Raw genomic sequence first — 21,113 nt, 5'->3', positions numbered from 1 at the left:
ATCCCCCTTTCCTCCTTATCCGTTCTGCAGCGGATGGTCACGCAGCGCATCCACAACAGTTTCCAGTTTCATGCCGCGTGAAGCCTTGAAGAGCACAACATCCCCTGCACGAAGCATTGCACGCAGCGCTGCAGCCAGATCGTCTTTGCCGGAATAAGCATGTACGCTGTCATGCGCCATGTTCTCCCGTGCCCCCTCAGCAATATGTGAGCCAAGCGGTCCGTAGGTGAACAGCATCTCCACTCCGGCGGATGCGGCATACAAGCCGATCTCCCGGTGGAGTTGCTCCTCCTGCGGTCCCAGCTCCAGCATGTCTCCCAGTACGGCGACTTTACGATTTTCCCTGCTATAACCTGCAAGCGTATCAATCGCCGCCTTCATGGAAAGAGGGCTGGCATTATAAGTATCATTAAGCAGCGTCAGCCCATTGCCGCAGGAGATTACCTCGATGCGCATGCCGGTAAGCTTCAGCCCGGCCAGCCCCTGACGCATCTGTTCGATGCCAACGCCGAAATGCTGTGCCACTGCCATTGCCGCCAGGCAATTCACTACGTTGTGGCGGCCCAGCAGCGGCAGATTGAACGCCTCCTGGCCGCCCATTCTCGAAGTGAAAATGATGCCCTGGTCATGTGTCGTCATGCCTGTCGGGTAATCGTCGTTATCCTGCAGCAGTCCGAAGGTCACGATCTTCATCGTTTCCGGCCGCTCCGTCTCCGGTTCGGCCAGTATAGCAGGCAGCAGCGGTTCGTCCCCGTTGCAGATCAGCAGCCCGCCCGGCTTGAGACCGCTGATGATTTCCAGCTTCGCACGGGCGATCTCCTCCCTGGAGCCAAGCTGCAGCAAATGAGCCTCGCCGATGTTGGTGATCACCGCCACATCCGGCTGTGCAATCCGTGACAGCCGGCGGATTTCTTCTCTTCCGCTCATGCCCATCTCCAGAATCACGATCTGTGTATCCTCCGGCATGGACAGCACCGTCAGCGGAAGCCCGATATGATTATTATAATTCCCCTGCGTTTTATGCACCTTGAAGGTTGTGGACAAGAGTGCATTCACGATATCCTTTGTCGTTGTTTTGCCGTTGCTGCCTGTAATGCCGACAACGGAAGCCCGGGATTCCTTCAGATAAGCTGCCGCCAGCTGCTGCAGCGCCTCCAGGGTATCCTCCACCAAAATGGCGGATCCGGCGGGAGGAGCTCCATGATCCTGCTGCCAGAAAAATGCACCCGCTCCTTCAGCAAGGCAGCTCTCCACAAAAGCGTGGCCATCAAAGCGCTCTCCGGCAATAGGAACGAACAGCCCTCCCTTGAGCGGGTTTCTTGAATCCGTAAAGACCCCGGTTATTTTTGTAGCAGCCCCGTCAGAGCCGGCCAGCGTTCCGCCGCTCATGGAGGCGATTTGCGCCAACGTTCTATTAATCACTTGTTTATGCCCCTTATCGCTTCTTTGGCAACGATGCGGTCATCAAATTCAAGCACCGTTTCTCCGATCAACTGGTAAGTCTCATGACCTTTGCCCGCAATCAATACTACATCGTCAGGGCTTGCCATTTCAATAGCTTTACCAATAGCGATACGCCGGTCGGTAATCAGCTCGTACCGCTCCCGTTCCACCGCATCCTCAATCAGCCCTTTTTCGATATCCAGCAGAATTTGCTCAGGGTCCTCAGTCCGGGGATTGTCTGAAGTTACCAGAATCCGGTCGCTGTATTTGGCGGCGATTTTACCCATCAGGGGACGCTTCGTTTTGTCCCTGTCGCCGCCGCAGCCGAACACGCAAATCACCCTGCCCTGCGCAAATTCTTTCGCCGTACGCAGCACGTTTTCAAGCCCGTCAGGCGTATGGGCATAATCGACAATGACAGCAAACGGCTGACCGGCATCTACAGGCTCGACGCGGCCGCTGACTCCTGTAACAGATTCGAGACTGCGCTTGACCGCTTCCAGCGGCACACCCTCAAGCAAGGCAGCCGCGATGGCCGCCAGGGCGTTGTAAACGTTGAATTTTCCCACCATGCGCAGCTTGATGTCTGCCGATCCACGGAAGGTATGCACATGGAAGGAAGTTCCTCCAGCACTTATGGAGATATCCGTTGCGCGTACATCCGCCTCCTCCCCTATCCCGTATGTAACGACTTCCGCCGCAGTCAGTGACCTGAAATAGGCGGATGCCGGGTCGTCCGCATTCAGCACCGCATATTTATGATCCTCCCTGCCAGTCCCGAAGCTGTTGCCCAGTCTGGCAAAGAGCAGGCCTTTAGCCGCCCGGTATTCATCCATCGTATCATGATAATCAAGATGGTCCTGCGTCAGGTTCGTGAAGACAGCGGTACGAAAGTCGGTTCCTTTTACCCTGCCCTGCTGCAAGGCGTGTGACGAAACCTCCATCACGCAGCATGACACGCCGCGGCCGGTCATATCGCCGAGCGTTCTTTGCAGCTCAACCGCCTCCGGTGTCGTTCCGGATGTGGGGAAGGTAGTTCCGTCATAGCGCATCTGAATGGTTCCGATCAATCCAGTCTTGACTCCTGACTCATTCAGAATATGCTCGATCAGATGGGTGGTTGTCGTTTTTCCATTCGTGCCTGTTACACCAATCATATTCAGCCTTTGGCTTGGCGCTCCGAAAAGGGCATTCGACAGCACGGCCATCGCAAAGCGGGCATCCTTGACGAGCAGTTGGGGAACGTTCACTTCAAGCTCCCGTTCCACAACAAGCGCTGCGGCACCCGCGTTCACCGCCTGTGCCGCATAATCATGTCCATCCACAGTAAAGCCGGGCAGGCACAAGAACAGATCCCCAGCCTGGACTTTCCGGGAATCGGCCTGAATGCCCGTGCATTGCACGCTGTCGTCTCCGATGATTCGGGAAGTAATAAGCAGTGCTGCAAGTTGTTGAAGCTGCATAAAAATTCTCCTTTTCAGACATGTCTGCTGTTAACATTATGAACTTTCAGCCCTGTTCCGAAACCGGATTCAGCGGCCCTTTTCGGGCTTTTCCTCCTTCGGGGCATCGCCCATATAAATTCTTATGGCCGAACCGCGCTCCAGCCGCGCTCCAGGCTTGGGAGCCTGACTGATGACTGTGTTGCCTGAACCGGATCTGACCAGCGTAAAGTTCATATTCAGATCTTCATATAAATCCTGCACGGAAGCGCCCACCAAATCAGGCACGGTTTCTATCGGAGCCTCCCCGTATTTGTACTTCTTGGGCACCTGATTGTCGCGCGGCGGTACCTTCATAGCGATCAGCGCATCCTCCAGAATGTTCTGCACAATGGGCGCGGCAACCACGCCACCGAACTGAATTCCCTGTGGATTGTCAACGGCCGTATAAACGACAATCTGCGGATCATCTGCAGGCGCGAAGCCTATAAATGATACGATGTGCTCTGTTGAGGAGTAGCGGCCGTTGATCACCTTTTGCGCCGTTCCTGTCTTGCCGCCGACACGGTATCCCTCGATAAAAGCGGGACGCCCTGTGCCCTTGGCAACCACGCTCTCCAGCGCTTCGCGGACCTGCCGCGACGTTTCCTCGGAAATGACCCTGCGCACAAGCTGCGGCTCTTTCTTCTCCAGCACCTTCCCGGTTTCCGGCTGAATCCACGCCTTCGCGACGTAAGGCTTATATAAATATCCGCCGTTGATCGCAGCCGAGACGGCGGTCACCTGCTGAATGGGCGTAACCGATACCCCCTGTCCGAACGCGGTGGTCGCCAATTCGACCGGACCGACCTGGGAGGGCTTGAACAGAATGCCATTTTCCTCCCCGCTTAAATCAATGCCTGTTTTGCTGCCAAAACCGAAATTGCGGATATAGTCGAACAGCTTATCCTTGCCCAGGCGCTGACCAAGCAGGACGAACCCCGGGTTGCAGGAGTTCTCCACGACCTCAAGAAATGTCTGGCTGCCATGGCCGCCTTTTTTCCAGCACCGCAGTCTCGCTCCCCCGACCTCGACATGTCCGGGATCAAAAAAGCGTTCATTTTTCAGATCCACCTTCTTCTCTTCCAGGGCCGCCGCCAGTGTAATGATTTTGAACGTGGACCCTGGCTCATAGGTCATCCAGATCGGCAGATTGCGGTTATAGATTTCGGGTGCATACTGCTGATACAGCGCCGGCTCAAATGAGGGCCTGCTGGCCATGGCCAGAATTTCGCCGGTTTTGGGATTCATGGCGATGGCCAGGGCGGAATTGGCCTGAAACTTCGCCATCGCCTGATCCAGCTCTCTTTCCATAATGGACTGTACCGATTTATCGATCGTGAGCTGCAGATTCAGCCCGTCCTTCGGCTCCATATACTTTTCCGCAGAACCCGGCATAAGCCTTCCGCCGGCATCGGAGAGGTAAGCGATGCTGCCGTCCATTCCTTTCAAAAGCTCATCATGTCTCTTTTCTACACCTGTAAGGCCCTGATTGTCTATCCCGGTAAAGCCAAGAATATGGGCGGCCAGATCACCAAAAGGATAGTAGCGCCGGTTATCTTCAGTAACAACGATACCCGGAAGCTCCAAATCACGAATTTGCTGCGCTTTCTCCATCGTAATTTTTCGGCCGCCGGGCTTGATTATTTGGCTTGATGTTCTTTTGGTGATCAGCTTATATATCTCTGCTTCGCTCATTCCCAATACGGAGGCCAGCTTTTGCGCCGTCTGCTCAGGCTCCTTGATCTGGACAGGGATGGCTATCACGGTCGGTGTCGTCACGTTATAAGTCAGGGCCACCCCCTGCCTGTCAACAATTTCTCCCCTTTTGGCCGCAAACGTAATGTTGCGCCGCCAGGAGTCCTCCGCACGGGCGGAAAGCTCCGCTCCCTGCCCAAGCTGTACATAAGCCAACCTTACCACAAGCGCGGCGAAAAGCACGAACAGCCCTGTAAGCGCCCATAACAGCCGTTTGCGCAGCGTTACATTGGTAAGCTTCAACCTGCTCCCTCCCTGCGTATCTGTTGTGAGTCATGCATGTCTTTCTTTCATGACTATTCAGATACGGAAGGGGATAGAACAAGCTCTCAGTTGGCAGGTTCTTCTTCAGAAGAGGCCGAATCACCGGCGGTTTCTCCGTTCTGGGATTGCTCTTCCTCCGTAGATCCTGCCCCCTGTTCCGTGCCGTCTTTCTTATCCTCCGTTTCGGCAGACTCCTCCTCATCGGAGTCAGGCACAACACCCTTAACGGTCTCTTTCGCAGGCTGCAGCTTCAAATATACGACCCGCTTGTCGCCTTCCTGCTGTACCTTCTGACTGTAAACGTAGCCTTCGCCCTCAATCTGGACGCCAACCTTCAGCAGGTTCAGCAGTTCCAGACTGTCACGCAGCGATAATCCCTTTAAATCAGGAATATTCATTGTGGCAGAATCCTCGGTGATCAGATACATGCGCTGTCCTGGCATCATCGGTGAGTTGGCTGCCGGATACGTGCTCACGATCTTGGGACCTTTTCCAATGGTGACATAAGCTGTGCCGCGCTCAAGCAATGCATTTTGCGCGTCTTTCTTGCTTTTGCCTATCAAATCCGGGGCACTGATTGTTTTGGACACCGGCGCGGTTTTTTTGCCGTTGTCCGCAGCCTCCCCCGTCTTCGGTACCCCCAAGTATTGCAGGGATTGGGACATGATCTCCTTGAACACCGGTCCGGCTACAGAACCGCCGCCGGCATTGGCTACTCTCGGTTCATCGATGACGACCAGCATGGCAATTTTAGGATCATTCACCGGGGCAAACCCAATAAAGGCTACAATGTCTTTGTTCTTCGAATATTCTCCGTTAACAACCTTCCTTGCCGTACCTGTCTTGCCCGCGACCCGGTAGCCGTCAATGTATGCATAGCGACCTGTTCCGATCTCCTGGTCGGCAACAACCTGTTCCAGGTAGCCTCCGACCTCCTTGGCCGATTCGGCGGAAATGACCTGACGGACCTCTTTGGGCTTAATGGTCTGCGTCTCCCCTGTGTCCGGATCAATGATCTCCTTCACCAGATGCGGCTCCATCAGCTTGCCTCCGTTGGCAATGGCCGAGATGGCGGTAATCTGCTGCATAGGTGTAACTTGAACCAGACCGTGGCCATAAGCGGCTGTCGCAATTTCCGAAGCATATTTGAGCTCACGGATCGGTGAAGGCACCTCTGCCGGCAGATCGATCCCTGTCTTCGTGCCAAAGCCGAACTTGTCGATATAATAGCGCAGCTTCTCGCCGCCAAGCATACGATAGCCCAGGTTAACGAAAGCTATGTTACTTGAACGCTTCACTCCGGTCAGATAAGTAATGGAACCGTAAGAGTGTCCGTTATCGCTAATGGGAAATCCACCGATATAGGTCCTCTTAGATTCAAAATAAGCATTCGGGTTGAACAGCTTCTCTTCAACTGCGCCCGCCAAGGTTACGATCTTAAACGTCGAGCCGGGCTCATAAATCGATTGGACAGCATGGTTGACAAAGCTGTTCGCATCGGCTTTATTGTACGTATTCGGATTGAAATTCGGCATGCTCGCCATACCGAGAATGTCCATCGTCTTCGGATCGGCGGCAATAACGGTCATGCTGACCGGATTGTACTGCTTAACCGCCTTCTTCATGGCTTCTTCGATATAATACTGAATCGTATCATCGATTGTCAGCTTGATATTTTTACCATTCTCAGGGGGCTTATAGGTTTGTTCACCACCAGGCAGGCTGACGCCTTTACGATCCCGCTGATACAGCAGCTGGCCATCCTCACCCTTCAGCTGTTTGTCGTAATAAGCTTCAAGCCCCTGCACGGCTTGTCCATCCTTGTTTACATATCCGAGCACATGGGCCGCCATTGTATTTTCCGGATAAAAACGCTTGGTTTCCTTTATCGTAAATACCGCATCGGTCGTCTTGTATTTTGCCTTCAGCTCGTCATCGAAGGCATCGATTTTTTTGGCGAGCTCAGGCTCAATCTTATAGCCTTCAGGACGTAGCTCCCTGTATTCCCGGTATACATTTTTATTTTTGCTTCTAATATTCTCGCGAAGCTTGTCCTCTGACATACCGAGCAATTCGTGCAGCCTTGCGACCATCACATCCTCCAGCTTGTACTCCTGAATCATCTTCGGATTTACGACAACCGTATAGGCTGGAGCATCCTCGGCAAGCACATTGCCATTGCGGTCGATGATCATGCCCCGTGCCGCAGGAAGCACCTGATTCTTGCGAATCAAGCCATCAACATCCTTTTGCCAGTAGGCACCGTTGACGACCTGAATCAGGAAAATCCGCAACACCAACACAAGAAAAAAGAGGGTTATACATCCCCCTATGAGCAGAGTGCGCAATTTAATTTTTTTTACCATGTTTCAAACCTCCCCCAACCGCAAGGCCCGGTACTTTAATACCTGTGACAATCAGTTTCCCGATCCGTCAGCAGCCGCATTGCCGGAGCTCGTTCCCGTGTAGACACGAATGGGCTCCTTGGTCGGTTCTATGTAACCCTGTTCTTTGGCAGCAGTCACGATCTGATTTTCCAGCCGCTCCTTCTGCACCTTCAGTTCCGCGTTGGATGTCTTCAGTTCAGAAATTGCGATTTCCTTGCTGTGAATGGAGGCGCCCAATTGATAGATTTGAGCGTAACGCCCCGCCAGCATCACCATAACGGCAACAAGGACGAGAACGGTCGCCAAATAGAGGAGCTTTTCCCGGATGGGCAGTTCCTTGCGGCGGGTTACAACTTTGGTGGTTTCACGGTAACGCCGCTGCGGGACCTGTTGCTGGACTTTTTCTTTAACTGCAAGGCTGCCGCGTGTGTAAGCCATATCCTCTCTCCTTCCCATTACAAAATTTTAGAGGTTGTTCAAAAAGTCATCTTTTGATCACGAAGTAAATCAGGGAGCGGACTCGACATCGAATCTTGAATTCAGCCGGGCCCTCCGGTGCTCACGTACCTTAAGTACGCTCCGCTCCTCAGTCCCTATCTTCATCCAACTCAAGCGTTTTGAAAAAACGCACTTCGGAAGCATACGCTTCGGTGCTGAAAAACTGACTTTTTGAACACGCACTTATAGTTTCTCCGCTGCTCGCAGCTTGGCTGAACGGGAGCGTGGATTAAGAGCCAGCTCCTCTTCGCTTGCCATTATCGGCTTGCGTTTAACCAGTTTAAGCACGCCCTTGCCTCCGCACACACACATCGGAAAGTCCGGCGGACAGGTGCATTTCTCCAGGTAGGACGCAAAAATTTGCTTGCATATCCGGTCCTCCAGCGAATGAAAGGTAATCACCGATATCCGGCCTCCCGGGGCGAGACAGCGGACTGCCTGATGCAGCGCGTCTTCCAGGGCTCCGAGCTCATCGTTGACCGCGATACGCAAGGCCTGAAAGCTTCGTTTGGCGGGATGGCCGCCCGTCCTGCGCGCCGCTGCCGGGATTCCTTCCTTGATGATCTCAACCAGCTCGCCTGTTGTTTCAATAGGTTTGGCTTGCCGCCGTTCGACCATGATTTTGGCGATTCTGCGGGAAAATTTTTCTTCGCCGTATTGATAGAGGATGCGCGCAATCTCAGCTTCTGGCCACTCATTGACGATATCCCTTGCTGTCAAAGGTCCGTCCTGATCCATGCGCATATCGAGAGGTGCGTCGTAGTTGTAGCTGAAGCCCCTGTCTCCTTCATCGAATTGGGGGGACGATACCCCAAGATCGAACAGAATGCCGTCAACCTGTGGCACCCCATTGCTCATAGGAACCCCCAGCTCCGGCAATCTGTCCTCCAAGTCACGAAAATTGGATTTCACCAATGTAACTTTGCCGTCATATTCGGACAGCCTGTCTTTCGCATTGTCCAGCGCCCAATCATCCTGATCGAAGGCGATCAGCCTTCCCTGCGGCCCCAGCTGTGATGCGATGACAGAGCTGTGGCCGGCGCCGCCAAGCGTGCAGTCCACATACACCCCGTCCTGCCTGATGTTCAGTGCACCTGTAGCTTCTTCTTTGAGTACGGTGATATGGTGAAACAAGCTCAGCCCTCCAGACCTTACAATTCAAAATTGAAATCAACCAGCTTTTCGGCAATGTCGTTAAATGCTTCTTCTGATTGGTTAAAGTATTGTTCCCAAGTATCCTTGCTCCAAATCTCCACTCTGCTGGATACGCCCAGCACTACACAGTCTTTATCCAGTTTGGCATAGTCGCGCAGATTAGCCGGCAAATTCACCCTGCCCTGCTTATCCAATTCACATTCGGTCGCCCCGGAGAAAAAAAATCTTGAAAAAGCGCGGGCGTCCGCTTTCATCATGGGCAATGCCTTAAGCTTCTGCTCCATCACAGCCCACTCTTCCATGGGGTAAACAAAGAGACACTGGTCGAGGCCGCGGGTAACAACGAATGAGGCACCAAGAGCGTCGCGGAACTTGGAAGGAATCGTAACCCTTCCCTTATCGTCCATGCTATGTTGAAACTCGCCCATGAACATGTCCGCCCTCAACTCCTTGCCCCAATCTCCCACTTTGCCCCACTTTCCACCACCTAAGCATAATAGATTCGCTTTAAAAAATCAAAACCCTCTTTTTGAATATCGTTTGATATTTAAAATTTTAGATATACAAAAAAAGAGAGCTCCCAAAGCCATTCGGCCGGGAGCCCTACGCTGGTTCAAGTTTATAGGAACAAGGAACTATCAAGCATTCCAGCTATCCAAATATTTAACCTGCTCTTCCGTCAAGGCATCAATGGCGATGCCCAGGCTTTCCAGTTTGAAGCGCGCCACCTGCTCGTCAATTTCGTAAGGAACGTTCACTACGGATTTGGCCAGCTCGTTATAGCGTTCATTCACATAACGAAGCCCCAACGCCTGCAGCGCAAAGGTGGTGTCCATAATTTCCGCAGGATGGCCGTCTGCTGCCGCAAGATTGACGAGACGTCCTTCGGCGATCAGGTACATTTTGCGCCCGTCCTTGAACTGATATTCTTCGATATTGCGGCGGACGGTACGAACCGAGGCAGAACGCTCCGCCAACGCCGGCTTGCTGACCTCAACGTCAAAATGCCCCGCATTGCTAAGCACGGCTCCGTCCTTCATCACATCAAAATGTTCGCCGTGAATGACGGCTTTATTACCGGTTACCGTGATGAAAAAGTCGCCCAGCCTGGCCGCTTCCACCATCGGCATGACATGGAAGCCGTCCATGTGCGCCTCCACCGCCTTGATAGCATCTACCTCGGTTACGATCACATTCGCGCCCAGGCCTTTGGCGCGCATCGCCACCCCTTTGCCGCACCAGCCGTAGCCTACGACAACAACTGTCTTGCCGGCAATGACCAGATTTGTCGTACGAATAATGCCGTCGAATGCCGACTGCCCGGTACCGTAACGGTTATCGAACAAATATTTGCAGTAAGCGTCATTCACCGCCACCATCGGGAATTTCAGCTTGCCTTCCTTCTCGAGCGCTTTCAGCCGGATGATACCTGTTGTCGTCTCCTCCGCTCCCCCGCGGATCGTGGCAGCCAGATCAGGACGTTCCGACTGGAGCAGGGTTACCAGGTCGCCGCCGTCATCAATGATCAGGTCCGGCTTCGTTTCAAGCGCCTTAATTTGCAGCGCCTTGAATTCTTCCGGGTCAGGATTGTATTTGGCAAAGACGGTAATACCGTCCTCAACAAGGGCCGCACAGACATCGTCCTGTGTCGACAGCGGGTTGCTGCCCGTGATCGTCACTTCCGCGCCCCCCGCCTGCACAACTTTGGCCAGGTAAGCCGTTTTGGCTTCCAGATGCAGACAGATCGTTACCTTGAGTCCAGCAAATGGACGCTCAGCCTCAAACTGTTCACGGATTCGGTTCAGCACCGGCATATGCGCTTCAACCCAATCGATTTTCAAGTGGCCTTCTTCAGCCAGTTTGATGTCTGTGATGATACTTCTTTGCAATGCAGCAGAGCTCATCCTGTAGCCTCCCATGAATTATATATTATAGGTAAATAGTCCGATGCAGATGCTCCCGGTCCAGTGGAAGACTCATCATGTCATGCACGAGGCGGTCTCCATAACGGGAAGTATATTGATAGATGCTGTACACTCTTTCCTGTGGACGTCCCAGAGGCAGCAGGGAAGTTCCGATCTGGTCCCATTGGCGCAGTGCAGTTTCATGCTTGCGGACCAGCGCATCCCTGACCCTTTTTTCCATGAAGTCAACCTGCTCCGCGATCCTGTCACGGTTCTTCTCACCGAGCCGGACAAGACCTTTTTCAATCTGCCCCGCCCGTTCAATTACAGGTGCATACAGGCGGAACAACTCCTGTCTGAAAGCCACAAATTCCTCCTCCATATGGAATGAATCCTGAGCGCTTAGCCATTTGTCTTTCAGCGGCTCCAGGCCTTCCAATATATTCTGAAAGGTGAGCCCGAATGCCTCCATATACTTACGTACATTTGGTTCTACCAGCGTAAAGGACATTCGCGGCAGCAACACAGGCATCTCCAGCTCTAGCACCTCAAATGCCTGCCGTGTAATAGCCCAATATGAAATTTCGCCATTCCCCAATACGGTAGCCAATACGGGCAGTAAAGAATCCTGCATCAAGGGCCGGGTAAGCACATTGTTGCTGAACCGCTCGGGATGCCGTTCCAGCTCTTCCAGCAGCTCTTGCTTGGTAAACCGGACCTGCCCCCTGCGATCCCCGTATATTCCATTTTGCTTATAGAGCAGCAGACGCTCGCCTTTGTTTATGTAAAAAAGATTCGCGCCTCCTTCAGCCACCTCGGCCTGCAGCTGGTATCCCGCTGCCTCGATTCGCTGTGCCGCCGCCTGATAAGCCGCCTCAAGCTCATCATTGCTTTCAATAATCCGGCGGAATACAGGCAATTCCAGCTCACGCAGCGCCGGATCGGCGGAGTCCAGTAGAACCAGGCCATATCTGCCGAAAAAGTGGCCGAGCATTTTCGCAAATGCGTCGCTTAAATGCTCCGTGTCCATAAATGCGGTTCTGAGTTGCTGCAGAATCTCTGCTTTAAATTCCGCATCAGGCAGCAGCCGTTCGAGCTCCAGCAACACTTCTTCCTTGTGCACAGGACTTAAGGGGATATAGCTGACAGAGTTGCGGCGATCCGGCTGGTAGCGCAGTCTGACCTTCACCGGATCCGGTGTGCTGGTCATAATATAGGCTTGATTCACCTCATCCCAGTCATGATCCTCGCCGGCGATCCAGAACACTGGCACTACCGGCCGCCCCAGCCGCTGCTCCGCTTCCTGGGCAGCCTTGATAATCGTCGCCGCTTTATAAATGACCAGCAGCTGGCCGGTAAACAATCCGCTCTGCTGCCCCCCTGCGATCACCAGCGCGTCCGGTTGGGACAACCGGTTCAGGGATTCCATCACTTGAGCATGCCCGTTATGCTGCTCGTTATATATACGGAGACATCGAACAACCGCCTGGCGGTCAATCCGCTGGGCCTCCATTTCATCAAGACGCTTCGCACGGGTCTTGTAATCTTCAGCTTGCCGGAAATGGTATCCATACAGTTCAAGCACCCTGCCGGTACCCTCTACATAATCTTCCGCCAAAGCCGAGCCGGCGCGAAGGGTCTCAGGAATAATATTCATGAGTAAGCCTCCTATCCTGTGCTTAAAACCTTCTATGATTGTACCCAATCTGCCCTCAATTCGTCAAAGAAATCAACAAAAGAAAAACGTTTGTCCATGCCTAAAACGAAAAAGATACCGCCGAACACATCCGCCGGCGGTATCATGAAATTTATTTTTTTCAAATCAGGCATAAGGCTTGGCCACAAAATGGCCTTTCGAAACCTCGACAAGCTCCGACTCTTCCAGATTAAAAGCACTCTTCTTATTGCCGTCTCCGTTATTGGAATGGATCGGTCCAGTCTGCTCATTCGGCATCACAATCCGTTGCTTGTTCGCTTCAATTTCCGGATCCGGAATAGGTATAGCGGACAACAGCATTTGTGTATAAGGGTGAATCGGGTTGGAATAAAGCTCCTCACTCTCTGCCAGCTCGACCATTCTGCCCATATACATGACTGCAACGCGGTCACTGATATGCTTAACCATGGAAAGGTCATGCGCAATGAACAAATAGGTCAGTCCAAGACGTTCCTGCAGCTCTTTCAGCAGGTTGACCACCTGAGCCTGAATGGACACGTCGAGCGCTGAAATCGGCTCGTCACAGATGATGAATTTAGGGTTTACAGCCAGGGCACGGGCAATGCCGATCCGCTGGCGCTGTCCTCCCGAAAATTCATGCGGATAACGTGTTGCATGATCCGGATTCAGACCTACCAGATCCAGCAGCTCTTCAATCCGCTTTTTGCGTTCGGCACGGCTGCCGGCCATTCCGTGGATATCCAGTGCCTCGCCAATAATATCCGATACGGTAAAGCGAGGATTCAGGGAAGCATAGGGATCCTGGAAAATCATCTGCATATCACGGCGCATCGCTTTCATCTTGCCGGGTGACAGCTTATAAATATCTGTTCCGTTAAACTTCACACTTCCGCCCGTAGGCTCGTACAGGCGCAAAATGGTACGGCCTGCTGTAGATTTACCGCAACCGGATTCGCCTACCATGCCGAGCGTTTCGCCTTCACGGATGCCAAAGTTAAGGTTATCCACCGCCTTGAGAACACGGTTCTTGCCTACATTAAAATATTTCTTTAGTCCTTCAACTTCTATTAAGTTGCTCATGATGATATCACCTCCTATTTCTTCAGCTTCGGATCAAGCGCATCGCGCAGGCCGTCACCGAACAGGTTGAACGCCAGCATGATCAGGGCAAGTAATCCTGCAGGGAACAGCATCCGCCAAGGATACAAATTCCAGCCCGTCAATGCGGATTCAATCATGGAACCCAACGATGCTTCCGGAGCAGGTACACCAAGACCGAGGAAGCTCAGAAACGCCTCGGCAAAGATGGCATTCGGTACGGACAGTGTCAGCGTAACGATAATAGGTCCAACCGCGTTTGGCAGCAGGTGACGGAAAATCAAACGCCCTGAGCCTGCACCCATGGAACGGGAAGCAAGCACGAACTCACGGTTCTTCAGCTGCATCATTTCTCCGCGCACAATCCAGGCCATGTTGATCCAGCCTGTAACACACAGCGCTACGATGATCGTAATGATGCTCGGCTCCATAACAACCAGCAACAGAATTGTAACCAGCAGATAAGGAATGGAATAGAGTATTTCGGAGAACTTGTTCATAATTTCATCAACACGGCCGCCGAAATAACCCATAATCCCGCCATAAATCATCCCGATCAGCAGGTCGATGAGGGCCGCAGCCAGACCGATAATGAGGGAGATACGCGCTCCCATCCAGGTGCGCACCCACATATCGCGGCCAAGGTCATCCGTTCCAAACCAATGCTCTGCTGAAGGCGCTTTGTTCGTGTTCATCAAGTTATTGGTATAAAAATCATACGGCAGCAAATGAGGGCCGATGATCGACATAAGAACGATCAGTGCCAGTACGAACAGACTTGTCATAGCCAGCTTGTTCTGCTGGAGCCGCAGCCAAGCATCACGCCATGCGGATAAACTTTCACGCTGAATGACTTCAGATTGCTTCTGGTCTACTCCAACTTTGTGGAAATCTTCAGGCTTGAGCTGAAGATTCAGTTCGCTTTCTTTAACAGACAACGATTAGCCCTCCTTTCCGCCGGTCAGTTTAATACGGGGATCAATAAATACGTAAGCGACATCCGTAATAAAACGAGCCAACATCAATAATATGCCATAGAAGATCGTAACCCCCATAATCATGGTGTAGTCACGTGTAGTAATACTTTCAACCAGTACTTTACCGATACCGCCGATGCCAAAAATACGTTCGATGACGATGGAGCCTGTAACGATATTCGCGGTCATTGGTCCAACATAAGTAACAACAGGCAGGATGGCATTACGGATCACGTGTTTGAACATGATCGTAAAGGAATTCAAACCTTTGGCCTTCGCTGTTTTGATATAATCGGCATGAAGGACTTCAAGCATGCTTGAGCGTGTTAGCCTTGCGATAAAAGCAATCGGCTGGGCGGAAAGTGCCGCAACAGGAAGAACATAATCCAGCGGACCGTTAAAGCCCATAACATGAAACCAACCCAGCTTCAGTCCAAAGAAATATTGGATCAGCGAAGCGAGCACAAAGCTCGGTACGGCTATACCTAGTACGGCGAGCACCATCGCGACATTGTCAATCAGCTTTCTGTGGTACATCGCTGCCAGCATGCCCAGCAGTATCCCCAAAATAATGGAAACGATAATCGCGACAATTCCAAGCTTCAGGGAAACCATAAACGTCTGGCTGATAATTTCGGTGACGTCTTGGTTCAGCTTTTTCATGGAAATACCAAAATCACCTGTCGCAATATCACCCAAGTAAATCAAATACTGTGTAAAGACAGGTTTATCAAGTCCATATTGTTCCATCAAACGGGCCTGAATCTCCGGCGATGTCGCTTTCTCACTCATGAAGGGGTTGCCAGGGATTGCTTTCATGAGGAAAAAGGTCGCCGAGATCAGAATAAATAATGAAAGTAACATAAATACAAACTTATTAATCAAATAACGCGCCATTACCCGTCTACACCCCCCATAACATTTTCGACATAAATCGATTTTATCGGAATTAGAATCGGCTTGTCCATTCTAGTTATTTTCATCGTTAGAAGAAACTGTAACCTTCCGAGGCACACAAAAAAATCGGGATATATATGGATAGTCCACATATATATCCCGAGGGAACTATAAAACTTCAGAAACAAAAGCTGCGATTATTCGGTCTTGTAAGCTCTTGTAAAGTCAATGGCCCCGCTGAAATCAATTTGAATACCCTTCACGTTTGGTTTCGTCAAGGAAACGTTAGTGTAATAGTAGATTGGTGCGACTACCATATCATCCTGAATAAGGATTTTTTCCGCTTTAGCGAAAATTTCATTACGTGCTGCAGGATCGGTAGTTTCTTTAGCTTGCTTGATCAAAGCATCATATGCAGGATTGGCATAACCGGAATCGTTATTACCGCTATTTGCTGTCCACATTTCCAGGAAGTTGATCGGATCGTTGAAGTCCGCAGTCCAGCCCGCACGAGCGATTTGGTAGTTCAATTGTCTGCGGTTATCAAGGAATACGCCCCACTCCTGATTTTGCGTCTGTACGTCAACGCCAAGGTTTTTCTTCCACATATCCGCTACAGCAAGAGCGATCTTCTGATGCGCTTCACTGGAGTTGTAGATCAGTGTGACCGGAGGAATCGATGTAACTCCTTCCTCAGCCATACCTTCTGCGAGCAGCTTCTTCGCTTCGGTCAAATCTTCAGTAAAGTAAGCGGAATCCTTAATTTCATTACGGAATTCGTCAGTGGCTCCTTTAATGCCCGGTGGTACGAATCCATAAGCAGGAAGCTGTCCGCCCAGCGTAACATTGTCAACAAGCGGTTGACGCTGGATTGCCATGGCAAACGCCTTACGAACTTTCACGTTGTTGAATGGCTTCTCTTTTGTGTTAAACAAGTAATAATACGTGCTCGCGATACCTTTAACGTGGAACTCATCCGGCAGCTGCTGTTTTACAGCCGGAATCTGATCTGTAGGAATCTCGCCTGTTGGATGACCAGCGAAATCCAGCTGTCCGCTTTGGTAGGAGCTCAGCTCAGTTGCGCCACTATTTACAAGAGACATATGAATTTTGCTCAGCTTGATGCTGTCTTTGTCCCAGTAGTTTTCGTTTTTAGATACTTCGATCGTTTGGCCTTTGGTCCAATCTGTCAAAGTAAAAGGTCCGTTTGTGATCATCGTATCCTTGTTAACTGCCCATTTATCATTGCCTTCCACAGAGCTGTGAACCGGATAATACGTGTAGAATGAAGTCAGACCCAGGAAGTACGGGGTCGGATTTTCCAGCTTGACTTCCAGCGTATGGTCGTCAACTGCCTTCACGCCTACATCTGCAAAGTCTTTAACCGCTGTACCTTTGTAACCTTCAGTACCAGTCAGGTTGTAAGCTTCCGCATTTTTAATGTAATACAATTGGTAAGCATACGGAGGTGCAGGAGCAGTAGATGGATCAAGCACGCGCTGCCATGCGAATACAAAGTCGTTGGCAGTTACAGGATCACCATTGCTCCATTTCGCGTTATCGCGAAGCTTGAATGTATAGGTAAGCCCGTCTTCGGAAATTTCCCAAGATTCTGCTACGCCTGGCTGCTCTTTGCCGTCTTCACCCATTCTTGTGAGGCCTTCATACATCGTTTTCAGCACGGTGTTCGTCTGGCTGTCTTGCGCTTGTGCCGGATCAAATGTCGGCGGTTCTGACATCAGGTTAATGTTCAACACCTGATCTACGGCAGCAGCCGGTTCATTCGTAGTAGTTCCTCCTGGGCTCTGTGCACTGTTGTTATTGGAGCAGGCTGCAAGCAGCGAGCCAAGCGCCAGCACAAGAGTCAAAAGGATCAAAGAGCTCTTCCTTTTCATCTAGCGTATCCCCCTAAATTAAATGTGGTATATATGTTTATAGATTATACAACCAGCGGTCAAAAAAATCTACATTACATTCTTTTAATTTCAGGATTTTTTAAAAAAAAAGCATTGTTTTTATCCATTTTTTGCAGGATTGCGTGAGGTTTTATGACATGTAATTGATGATGTAGCTAAAAATACCGATAAAAGTAAATAAAAAATATGCAATCGAACTCCCAATAAATGTAATCCTCCACACAGCCCGAATCAATCTGCTCCAGTTGACCCCGCCTTTAAGCCTATTTTGCGCACTGCCAATTAAGCCCAAAGTGATCAGAAGCACCAGCAAAATAAGGTAAATGCCGAATTTTGTTCCGAAGACTACATTGAATAACGCAGCCACGGAAAAAATGAGAAAAAGAGTCGTAACGTCAATAGCGGCCAGCAGTGATCTTTTTTTGTTCTTCGTGATCCATAGCCCCACTCCATAGACAATCAGGAATGGGAAAATGGGCAGTACGCTTAAAAAAACAAGCGTATTTTGCACTGTGCTCATCCGTTCTCCCCCTGTACATATGGCATTCCGTTAATGATGTCCCTGATCGTCTTATGGAGCGGCGCACCCATACCAGCCTCTTGAGCAAGCCTGATGAACTGACCGTTAATCGCTTCGATCTCGGTCCTTCTGCCGGCCATCACATCAGCAAGCATGGAAGAACGGTTAAACGCTGTATTTCTGCAGATCTGCAGCAGCTCTTCCCACCATTCCGCCTGCCAGGCGATGCTGCAAGCTTCAAAGATACGGATGCTTTCATCATACAACTGCCTTAGCATGTCCATTCGTTCAGGGCTGGAGAGCAGTTCTCCGTTCGGCACCCGCCAGATCGCTGTCAGCGGATTGATGACGGCGTTGAACAAAAGTTTCCGGTAGATGCTTTTTTCAATGTTCTCGGAGAGTCGGGTTTCAAAACCCGCCTCTGTAAGCTTGTCCGCAAGCAGCTTCTCCCTGCCGGCCGTCGAGAAAGGCTGTACCGAACCGCCACGAAGCGCTCCCCCAAGCTCCGTCAATCCCTTCCCCGCATGCACAACAACGTCCTCACCGCTTCGCCTGGCCCCTTCGGTAGTAACAGCGGGATATATGCTCGCGTAAGGAAGATATTTCGCGATAATGTCAGTATGCCCAATTCCGTTTTGCATACTCACAATATGCAGATTTTTTCCCGCTCCCTTAGCCATGCACTCGACCGCTTCACGAACCCCATTCTGCTTGGTCATCAGAAACACCCAGTCGCCTGTCTGAAAGGCGGGCGGCCAGTTCTTCATCAGTTGAACATCAAACCCAGGATACTCCATATGCAGGCTCTCACCGCTCTGCTCTTTCACGGTAATCCCCTTCCGTCTAAGTATGTCCGCGCTCTCAGGCCTCCGTACCCATAAGCGTATTTTTATACCCGCGGCGGCCAATTTGCCAGCATAGAGGAGTCCGAGCGCACCGGCCCCGATGATATCAATCCGCATAATGGTTCCCCCATTGTCTTTTTTTGCTACTATTTATTATATACCATAGTCAAAAGACAAAAAGCCGTCAATCTGCTATTGCAGTCTGACGGCTTTTGAAACGGTTTTATTCAATACGCTCAAGATTTCCGTTGGCATCCATTTTAAATCTGGACTTCAGTTCCTCGTCCTCTTCACTCAGGACAGCCAAACGACGGGCCCGGTCCATAATCTGAATCAGCGCCTTGTAGTCATCGTTGACGACCCGGTAATCGGTTTGCACCTCGTTCACTTCCTTGGATAACCGCTCATTCTCCAGACGGAACTCATTCAGTTCTTCTTCTTTTTCACGAAGCTCTTTTTCAAGCATCTTCATCTGGCGGCGGGTTTCCTGTATCGTGCCCTTCCATTGGCGCAGAAAACGGATAACTGCATCGATGGACAAAGAATCCTCGCTTGCCGAATCTTCCTGATACACGCTTTCCTCTTGATCAAGCCCCGTAAATGCCGTAACCTGGGACATGCTTACAGGATTTTGCTTTCGGATATAACTCCGCTTTTGCCGCTGGGCTTTTGCGATACTAATCGCTTCTTCATATCTTTTCCGGACACAGCTGTTCCAGCGGAATCCGCATGCTGCGGCGGTGCGGGAAATTTTTTGGCCTACTTCCTCAAATGCTGCAAGCTGTGTCCCCCCTTCACGGATGTGGCGGAGCGTGACTTCCGCCAAGATGAGGTCATCCTCCGCGCTCCATGCATCCTGTCTTACTGCTGTCATGCCAAAGCCCTCCTAACAACATCCTAAATTACCGTCTTCATGAACCGGAAAGCCGGTAGTGAATAAGGTATAAAAGCTCCTCATTTCATTCCTATGCCTCTCGTAGAGTTCATAGAATCTATTGATACTAAAATGTATTCCCTAAATTTCATGGGCTCATACCTGAGTTCCAGAGTTTTAAGTTTTAAGTCTCCCGCTCCTGTTTTACAATGGAGGAAGGCTAGAAACATAGGCGGCAGCATATACATGAACAAACGCGCAATTGGAGTTTGTGCTTGAGGAACAATGAAGACGCTAAAGGAGTTTTTCGTATTGAGAAGACAGCACATAGGCATAAAACTAGCTGCAGCCCTTCTGTGCCTGTCCTTATGGACAAGCCTTCCCGTAAAAGCGGCTGCTATAGATGAACAAACCAGAAAAATTTTGGAAGACAGCCTTTCCATCGTCGAGATTGATCAGGAAATTGAACGGATTGGACTGCAGCAAGCAGAGACGCAGCGCAGGCAGCAGGATCTGCAGAAACAGCTCGGCATTCAGCGGCAGCAGATTCAGTTGCAGCAGGAGCGGGCCGGCGCCGTTGTGCGTTCATATTATATGGGGGAAAGAGATCAGTTGCTCAGCATCCTGCTGGGTGCGAAAAATCTCGGACAAGCGCTGACCCTTATCGATTATTATGAGATCATTATAAGCAATGATAAGGATATATTGAACGCTTATCAGGAAAGATATGCCTCTATTAGCAAGCTTGAGCGGAAGACCTCTGCAACAGCGTCGGAGCTGCAGGATATCAAAAACAGGCTGCTCGCCCAGCGGACCCGCGTTACAGCGCTTCAGGAACGGGTGAACAAGCAGGTCAACGGAAGCGGCGATTCCGAAACGATGAGGCGGCTGATCGAGGAAATGACATCTTATTGGGAAAATATCGGGTTGTACGAGGTTAGACGACACTTTAAAGCGCTGGCCGGAGCGATGGAAGGATTACCCCAGTTTATCAAGGGACAGAAAGGGGCTATCGTGACCAACGGCAAAACGTATACCGTCACCATCCAAGAAGAAGAGTTTAACCGCTTCCTGCAGTCGAGGGACGAACTGTTCAAGCAATTTGGCTTCACTTTTGAGAAAGAAGGCATTACCGTTCAGGGAAAAAGCGGAACGATGGATTTATTGATCAAGGGTCATTATACACTCGAAAATACTCCGAAAAATGCTATCGTCTTTCATGTGGACAGACTTGTATTTAATGGGCTGGAGCTGCCCGATACGACCCGCAGCAATCTGGAGAAGCAGTTTGATCTCGGCTTTTACCCGCAGATGCTGCTGCCGTACGTCAAAGCTACTGGTGTAGAAACGCTCCCCCAGCAGCTTAAGGTTCAACTGGAGCTGAGTTTGTAGGGCTGTTCTGAGACTCCAGAAACGAA

17 protein-coding genes are annotated in these 21,113 nt (G+C 50.9%); 1 reads left to right on the top strand and 16 read right to left on the bottom strand.

Annotated elements, in window-relative coordinates; genetic code table 11:
* Positions 1 to 15: 15 nt before the first annotated feature.
* The 16 genes from ACE41H_RS05330 to ACE41H_RS05255 all read right to left on the bottom strand — a co-directional run bounded on the left by ACE41H_RS05330 (position 16) and on the right by ACE41H_RS05255 (position 19,695).
* Positions 16 to 1,419 (bottom strand): UDP-N-acetylmuramoyl-tripeptide--D-alanyl-D-alanine ligase, encoded by a 1,404-nt coding sequence (locus tag ACE41H_RS05330; RefSeq protein WP_375354035.1) that lies wholly within the window; start codon positions 1,417 to 1,419, stop codon positions 16 to 18.
* Entirely contained in the window at positions 1,419 to 2,906 is a 1,488-nt protein-coding gene (locus ACE41H_RS05325; RefSeq protein WP_375353791.1) for a UDP-N-acetylmuramoyl-L-alanyl-D-glutamate--2,6-diaminopimelate ligase, read from the bottom strand. The genes ACE41H_RS05330 and ACE41H_RS05325 overlap by 1 nt, the downstream gene beginning before the upstream one ends.
* A 69-nt stretch (positions 2,907 to 2,975) precedes the next feature.
* Positions 2,976 to 4,925 carry a stage V sporulation protein D gene (locus ACE41H_RS05320; protein ID WP_375353789.1) on the bottom strand — a complete coding sequence of 650 codons (1,950 nt, stop codon included), beginning with the start codon at positions 4,923 to 4,925 and terminating at the stop codon, positions 2,976 to 2,978.
* Positions 4,926 to 5,011: 86 nt separating this feature from the next.
* Positions 5,012 to 7,312 (bottom strand): penicillin-binding protein, encoded by a 2,301-nt coding sequence (locus ACE41H_RS05315; RefSeq protein WP_375353786.1) that lies wholly within the window; start codon positions 7,310 to 7,312, stop codon positions 5,012 to 5,014.
* A 51-nt stretch (positions 7,313 to 7,363) separates the two neighbouring features.
* The gene (locus ACE41H_RS05310) at positions 7,364 to 7,771 is read right to left on the bottom strand and encodes a hypothetical protein (protein ID WP_375353784.1); all 408 of its coding nucleotides are present in this window, start codon (positions 7,769 to 7,771) and stop codon (positions 7,364 to 7,366) included.
* A 243-nt stretch (positions 7,772 to 8,014) separates the two neighbouring features.
* A complete protein-coding gene (rsmH, locus tag ACE41H_RS05305; RefSeq protein WP_375353782.1) occupies positions 8,015 to 8,965 on the bottom strand; it encodes a 16S rRNA (cytosine(1402)-N(4))-methyltransferase RsmH in 951 nt (316 codons plus the stop codon).
* Positions 8,966 to 8,982: 17 nt separating this feature from the next.
* Positions 8,983 to 9,420 carry a division/cell wall cluster transcriptional repressor MraZ gene (gene mraZ, locus ACE41H_RS05300; RefSeq protein WP_375354033.1) on the bottom strand — a complete coding sequence of 146 codons (438 nt, stop codon included), beginning with the start codon at positions 9,418 to 9,420 and terminating at the stop codon, positions 8,983 to 8,985.
* A gap of 204 nt (positions 9,421 to 9,624) precedes the next feature.
* Positions 9,625 to 10,890, bottom strand: coding sequence for an adenosylhomocysteinase (locus ACE41H_RS05295; RefSeq protein WP_375353780.1), 1,266 nt, complete (start codon positions 10,888 to 10,890; stop codon positions 9,625 to 9,627).
* Between the two features lie 25 nt (positions 10,891 to 10,915).
* Positions 10,916 to 12,547 carry a bacillithiol biosynthesis cysteine-adding enzyme BshC gene (gene bshC / locus ACE41H_RS05290; RefSeq protein WP_375353779.1) on the bottom strand — a complete coding sequence of 544 codons (1,632 nt, stop codon included), beginning with the start codon at positions 12,545 to 12,547 and terminating at the stop codon, positions 10,916 to 10,918.
* Positions 12,548 to 12,712: 165 nt separating this feature from the next.
* Positions 12,713 to 13,648, bottom strand: coding sequence for an ABC transporter ATP-binding protein (locus ACE41H_RS05285; RefSeq protein ID WP_375353778.1), 936 nt, complete (start codon positions 13,646 to 13,648; stop codon positions 12,713 to 12,715).
* A 14-nt stretch (positions 13,649 to 13,662) separates the two neighbouring features.
* Positions 13,663 to 14,604: an ABC transporter permease gene (locus ACE41H_RS05280; protein ID WP_375353777.1), complete on the bottom strand. Its 942-nt coding sequence runs from the start codon at positions 14,602 to 14,604 to the stop codon at positions 13,663 to 13,665.
* 3 nt (positions 14,605 to 14,607) lie between these two features.
* Positions 14,608 to 15,540 (bottom strand): ABC transporter permease, encoded by a 933-nt coding sequence (locus ACE41H_RS05275; protein WP_375353776.1) that lies wholly within the window; start codon positions 15,538 to 15,540, stop codon positions 14,608 to 14,610.
* Between the two features lie 197 nt (positions 15,541 to 15,737).
* Positions 15,738 to 17,435, bottom strand: a complete 1,698-nt coding sequence (locus ACE41H_RS05270) for a peptide ABC transporter substrate-binding protein (RefSeq protein ID WP_375353775.1) — start codon at positions 17,433 to 17,435, stop codon at positions 15,738 to 15,740.
* Positions 17,436 to 17,586: 151 nt separating this feature from the next.
* Positions 17,587 to 17,976, bottom strand: a complete 390-nt coding sequence (locus ACE41H_RS05265; protein WP_375353774.1) for a DUF3397 domain-containing protein — start codon at positions 17,974 to 17,976, stop codon at positions 17,587 to 17,589.
* Positions 17,973 to 18,938 carry a ketopantoate reductase family protein gene (locus ACE41H_RS05260; protein ID WP_375353773.1) on the bottom strand — a complete coding sequence of 322 codons (966 nt, stop codon included), beginning with the start codon at positions 18,936 to 18,938 and terminating at the stop codon, positions 17,973 to 17,975. Before ACE41H_RS05260 ends, ACE41H_RS05265 begins: the two co-directional genes overlap by 4 nt.
* 106 nt (positions 18,939 to 19,044) lie before the next feature.
* Positions 19,045 to 19,695, bottom strand: a complete 651-nt coding sequence (locus tag ACE41H_RS05255; protein WP_375353772.1) for an RsfA family transcriptional regulator — start codon at positions 19,693 to 19,695, stop codon at positions 19,045 to 19,047.
* A gap of 312 nt (positions 19,696 to 20,007) precedes the next feature.
* On the opposite strand from ACE41H_RS05255, the gene ACE41H_RS05250 reads away from it, so the two are divergent.
* On the top strand, positions 20,008 to 21,087 hold the full coding sequence (locus ACE41H_RS05250) for a coiled-coil domain-containing protein (protein WP_375353771.1): 1,080 nt from the start codon (positions 20,008 to 20,010) through the stop codon (positions 21,085 to 21,087).
* Positions 21,088 to 21,113 lie beyond the last annotated feature (26 nt).

It is taken from the genome of Paenibacillus enshidis, assembly GCF_042136365.1.
Classification (GTDB): domain Bacteria; phylum Bacillota; class Bacilli; order Paenibacillales; family Paenibacillaceae; genus Paenibacillus; species Paenibacillus enshidis.
Note: the sequence above shows the minus strand (reverse complement) of the source record. Positions and strands in the feature narration are given on the sequence as shown.

What these genes read in the sequence shown, in the direction of transcription:
- ACE41H_RS05325 (WP_375353791.1), bottom strand. Translation starts at nt 2,906, where the DNA reads ATGCAGCTTCAACAACTTGCAGCACTGCTTATTACTTCCCGAATCATC.
- ACE41H_RS05315 (WP_375353786.1), bottom strand. Translation starts at nt 7,312, where the DNA reads ATGGTAAAAAAAATTAAATTGCGCACTCTGCTCATAGGGGGATGTATA.
- ACE41H_RS05310 (WP_375353784.1), bottom strand. Translation starts at nt 7,771, where the DNA reads ATGGCTTACACACGCGGCAGCCTTGCAGTTAAAGAAAAAGTCCAGCAA.
- mraZ (WP_375354033.1), bottom strand. Translation starts at nt 9,420, where the DNA reads ATGTTCATGGGCGAGTTTCAACATAGCATGGACGATAAGGGAAGGGTT.
- ACE41H_RS05295 (WP_375353780.1), bottom strand. Translation starts at nt 10,890, where the DNA reads ATGAGCTCTGCTGCATTGCAAAGAAGTATCATCACAGACATCAAACTG.
- bshC (WP_375353779.1), bottom strand. Translation starts at nt 12,547, where the DNA reads ATGAATATTATTCCTGAGACCCTTCGCGCCGGCTCGGCTTTGGCGGAA.
- ACE41H_RS05285 (WP_375353778.1), bottom strand. Translation starts at nt 13,648, where the DNA reads ATGAGCAACTTAATAGAAGTTGAAGGACTAAAGAAATATTTTAATGTA.
- ACE41H_RS05275 (WP_375353776.1), bottom strand. Translation starts at nt 15,540, where the DNA reads ATGGCGCGTTATTTGATTAATAAGTTTGTATTTATGTTACTTTCATTA.
- ACE41H_RS05270 (WP_375353775.1), bottom strand. Translation starts at nt 17,435, where the DNA reads ATGAAAAGGAAGAGCTCTTTGATCCTTTTGACTCTTGTGCTGGCGCTT.
- ACE41H_RS05265 (WP_375353774.1), bottom strand. Translation starts at nt 17,976, where the DNA reads ATGAGCACAGTGCAAAATACGCTTGTTTTTTTAAGCGTACTGCCCATT.
- ACE41H_RS05260 (WP_375353773.1), bottom strand. Translation starts at nt 18,938, where the DNA reads ATGCGGATTGATATCATCGGGGCCGGTGCGCTCGGACTCCTCTATGCT.
- ACE41H_RS05255 (WP_375353772.1), bottom strand. Translation starts at nt 19,695, where the DNA reads ATGACAGCAGTAAGACAGGATGCATGGAGCGCGGAGGATGACCTCATC.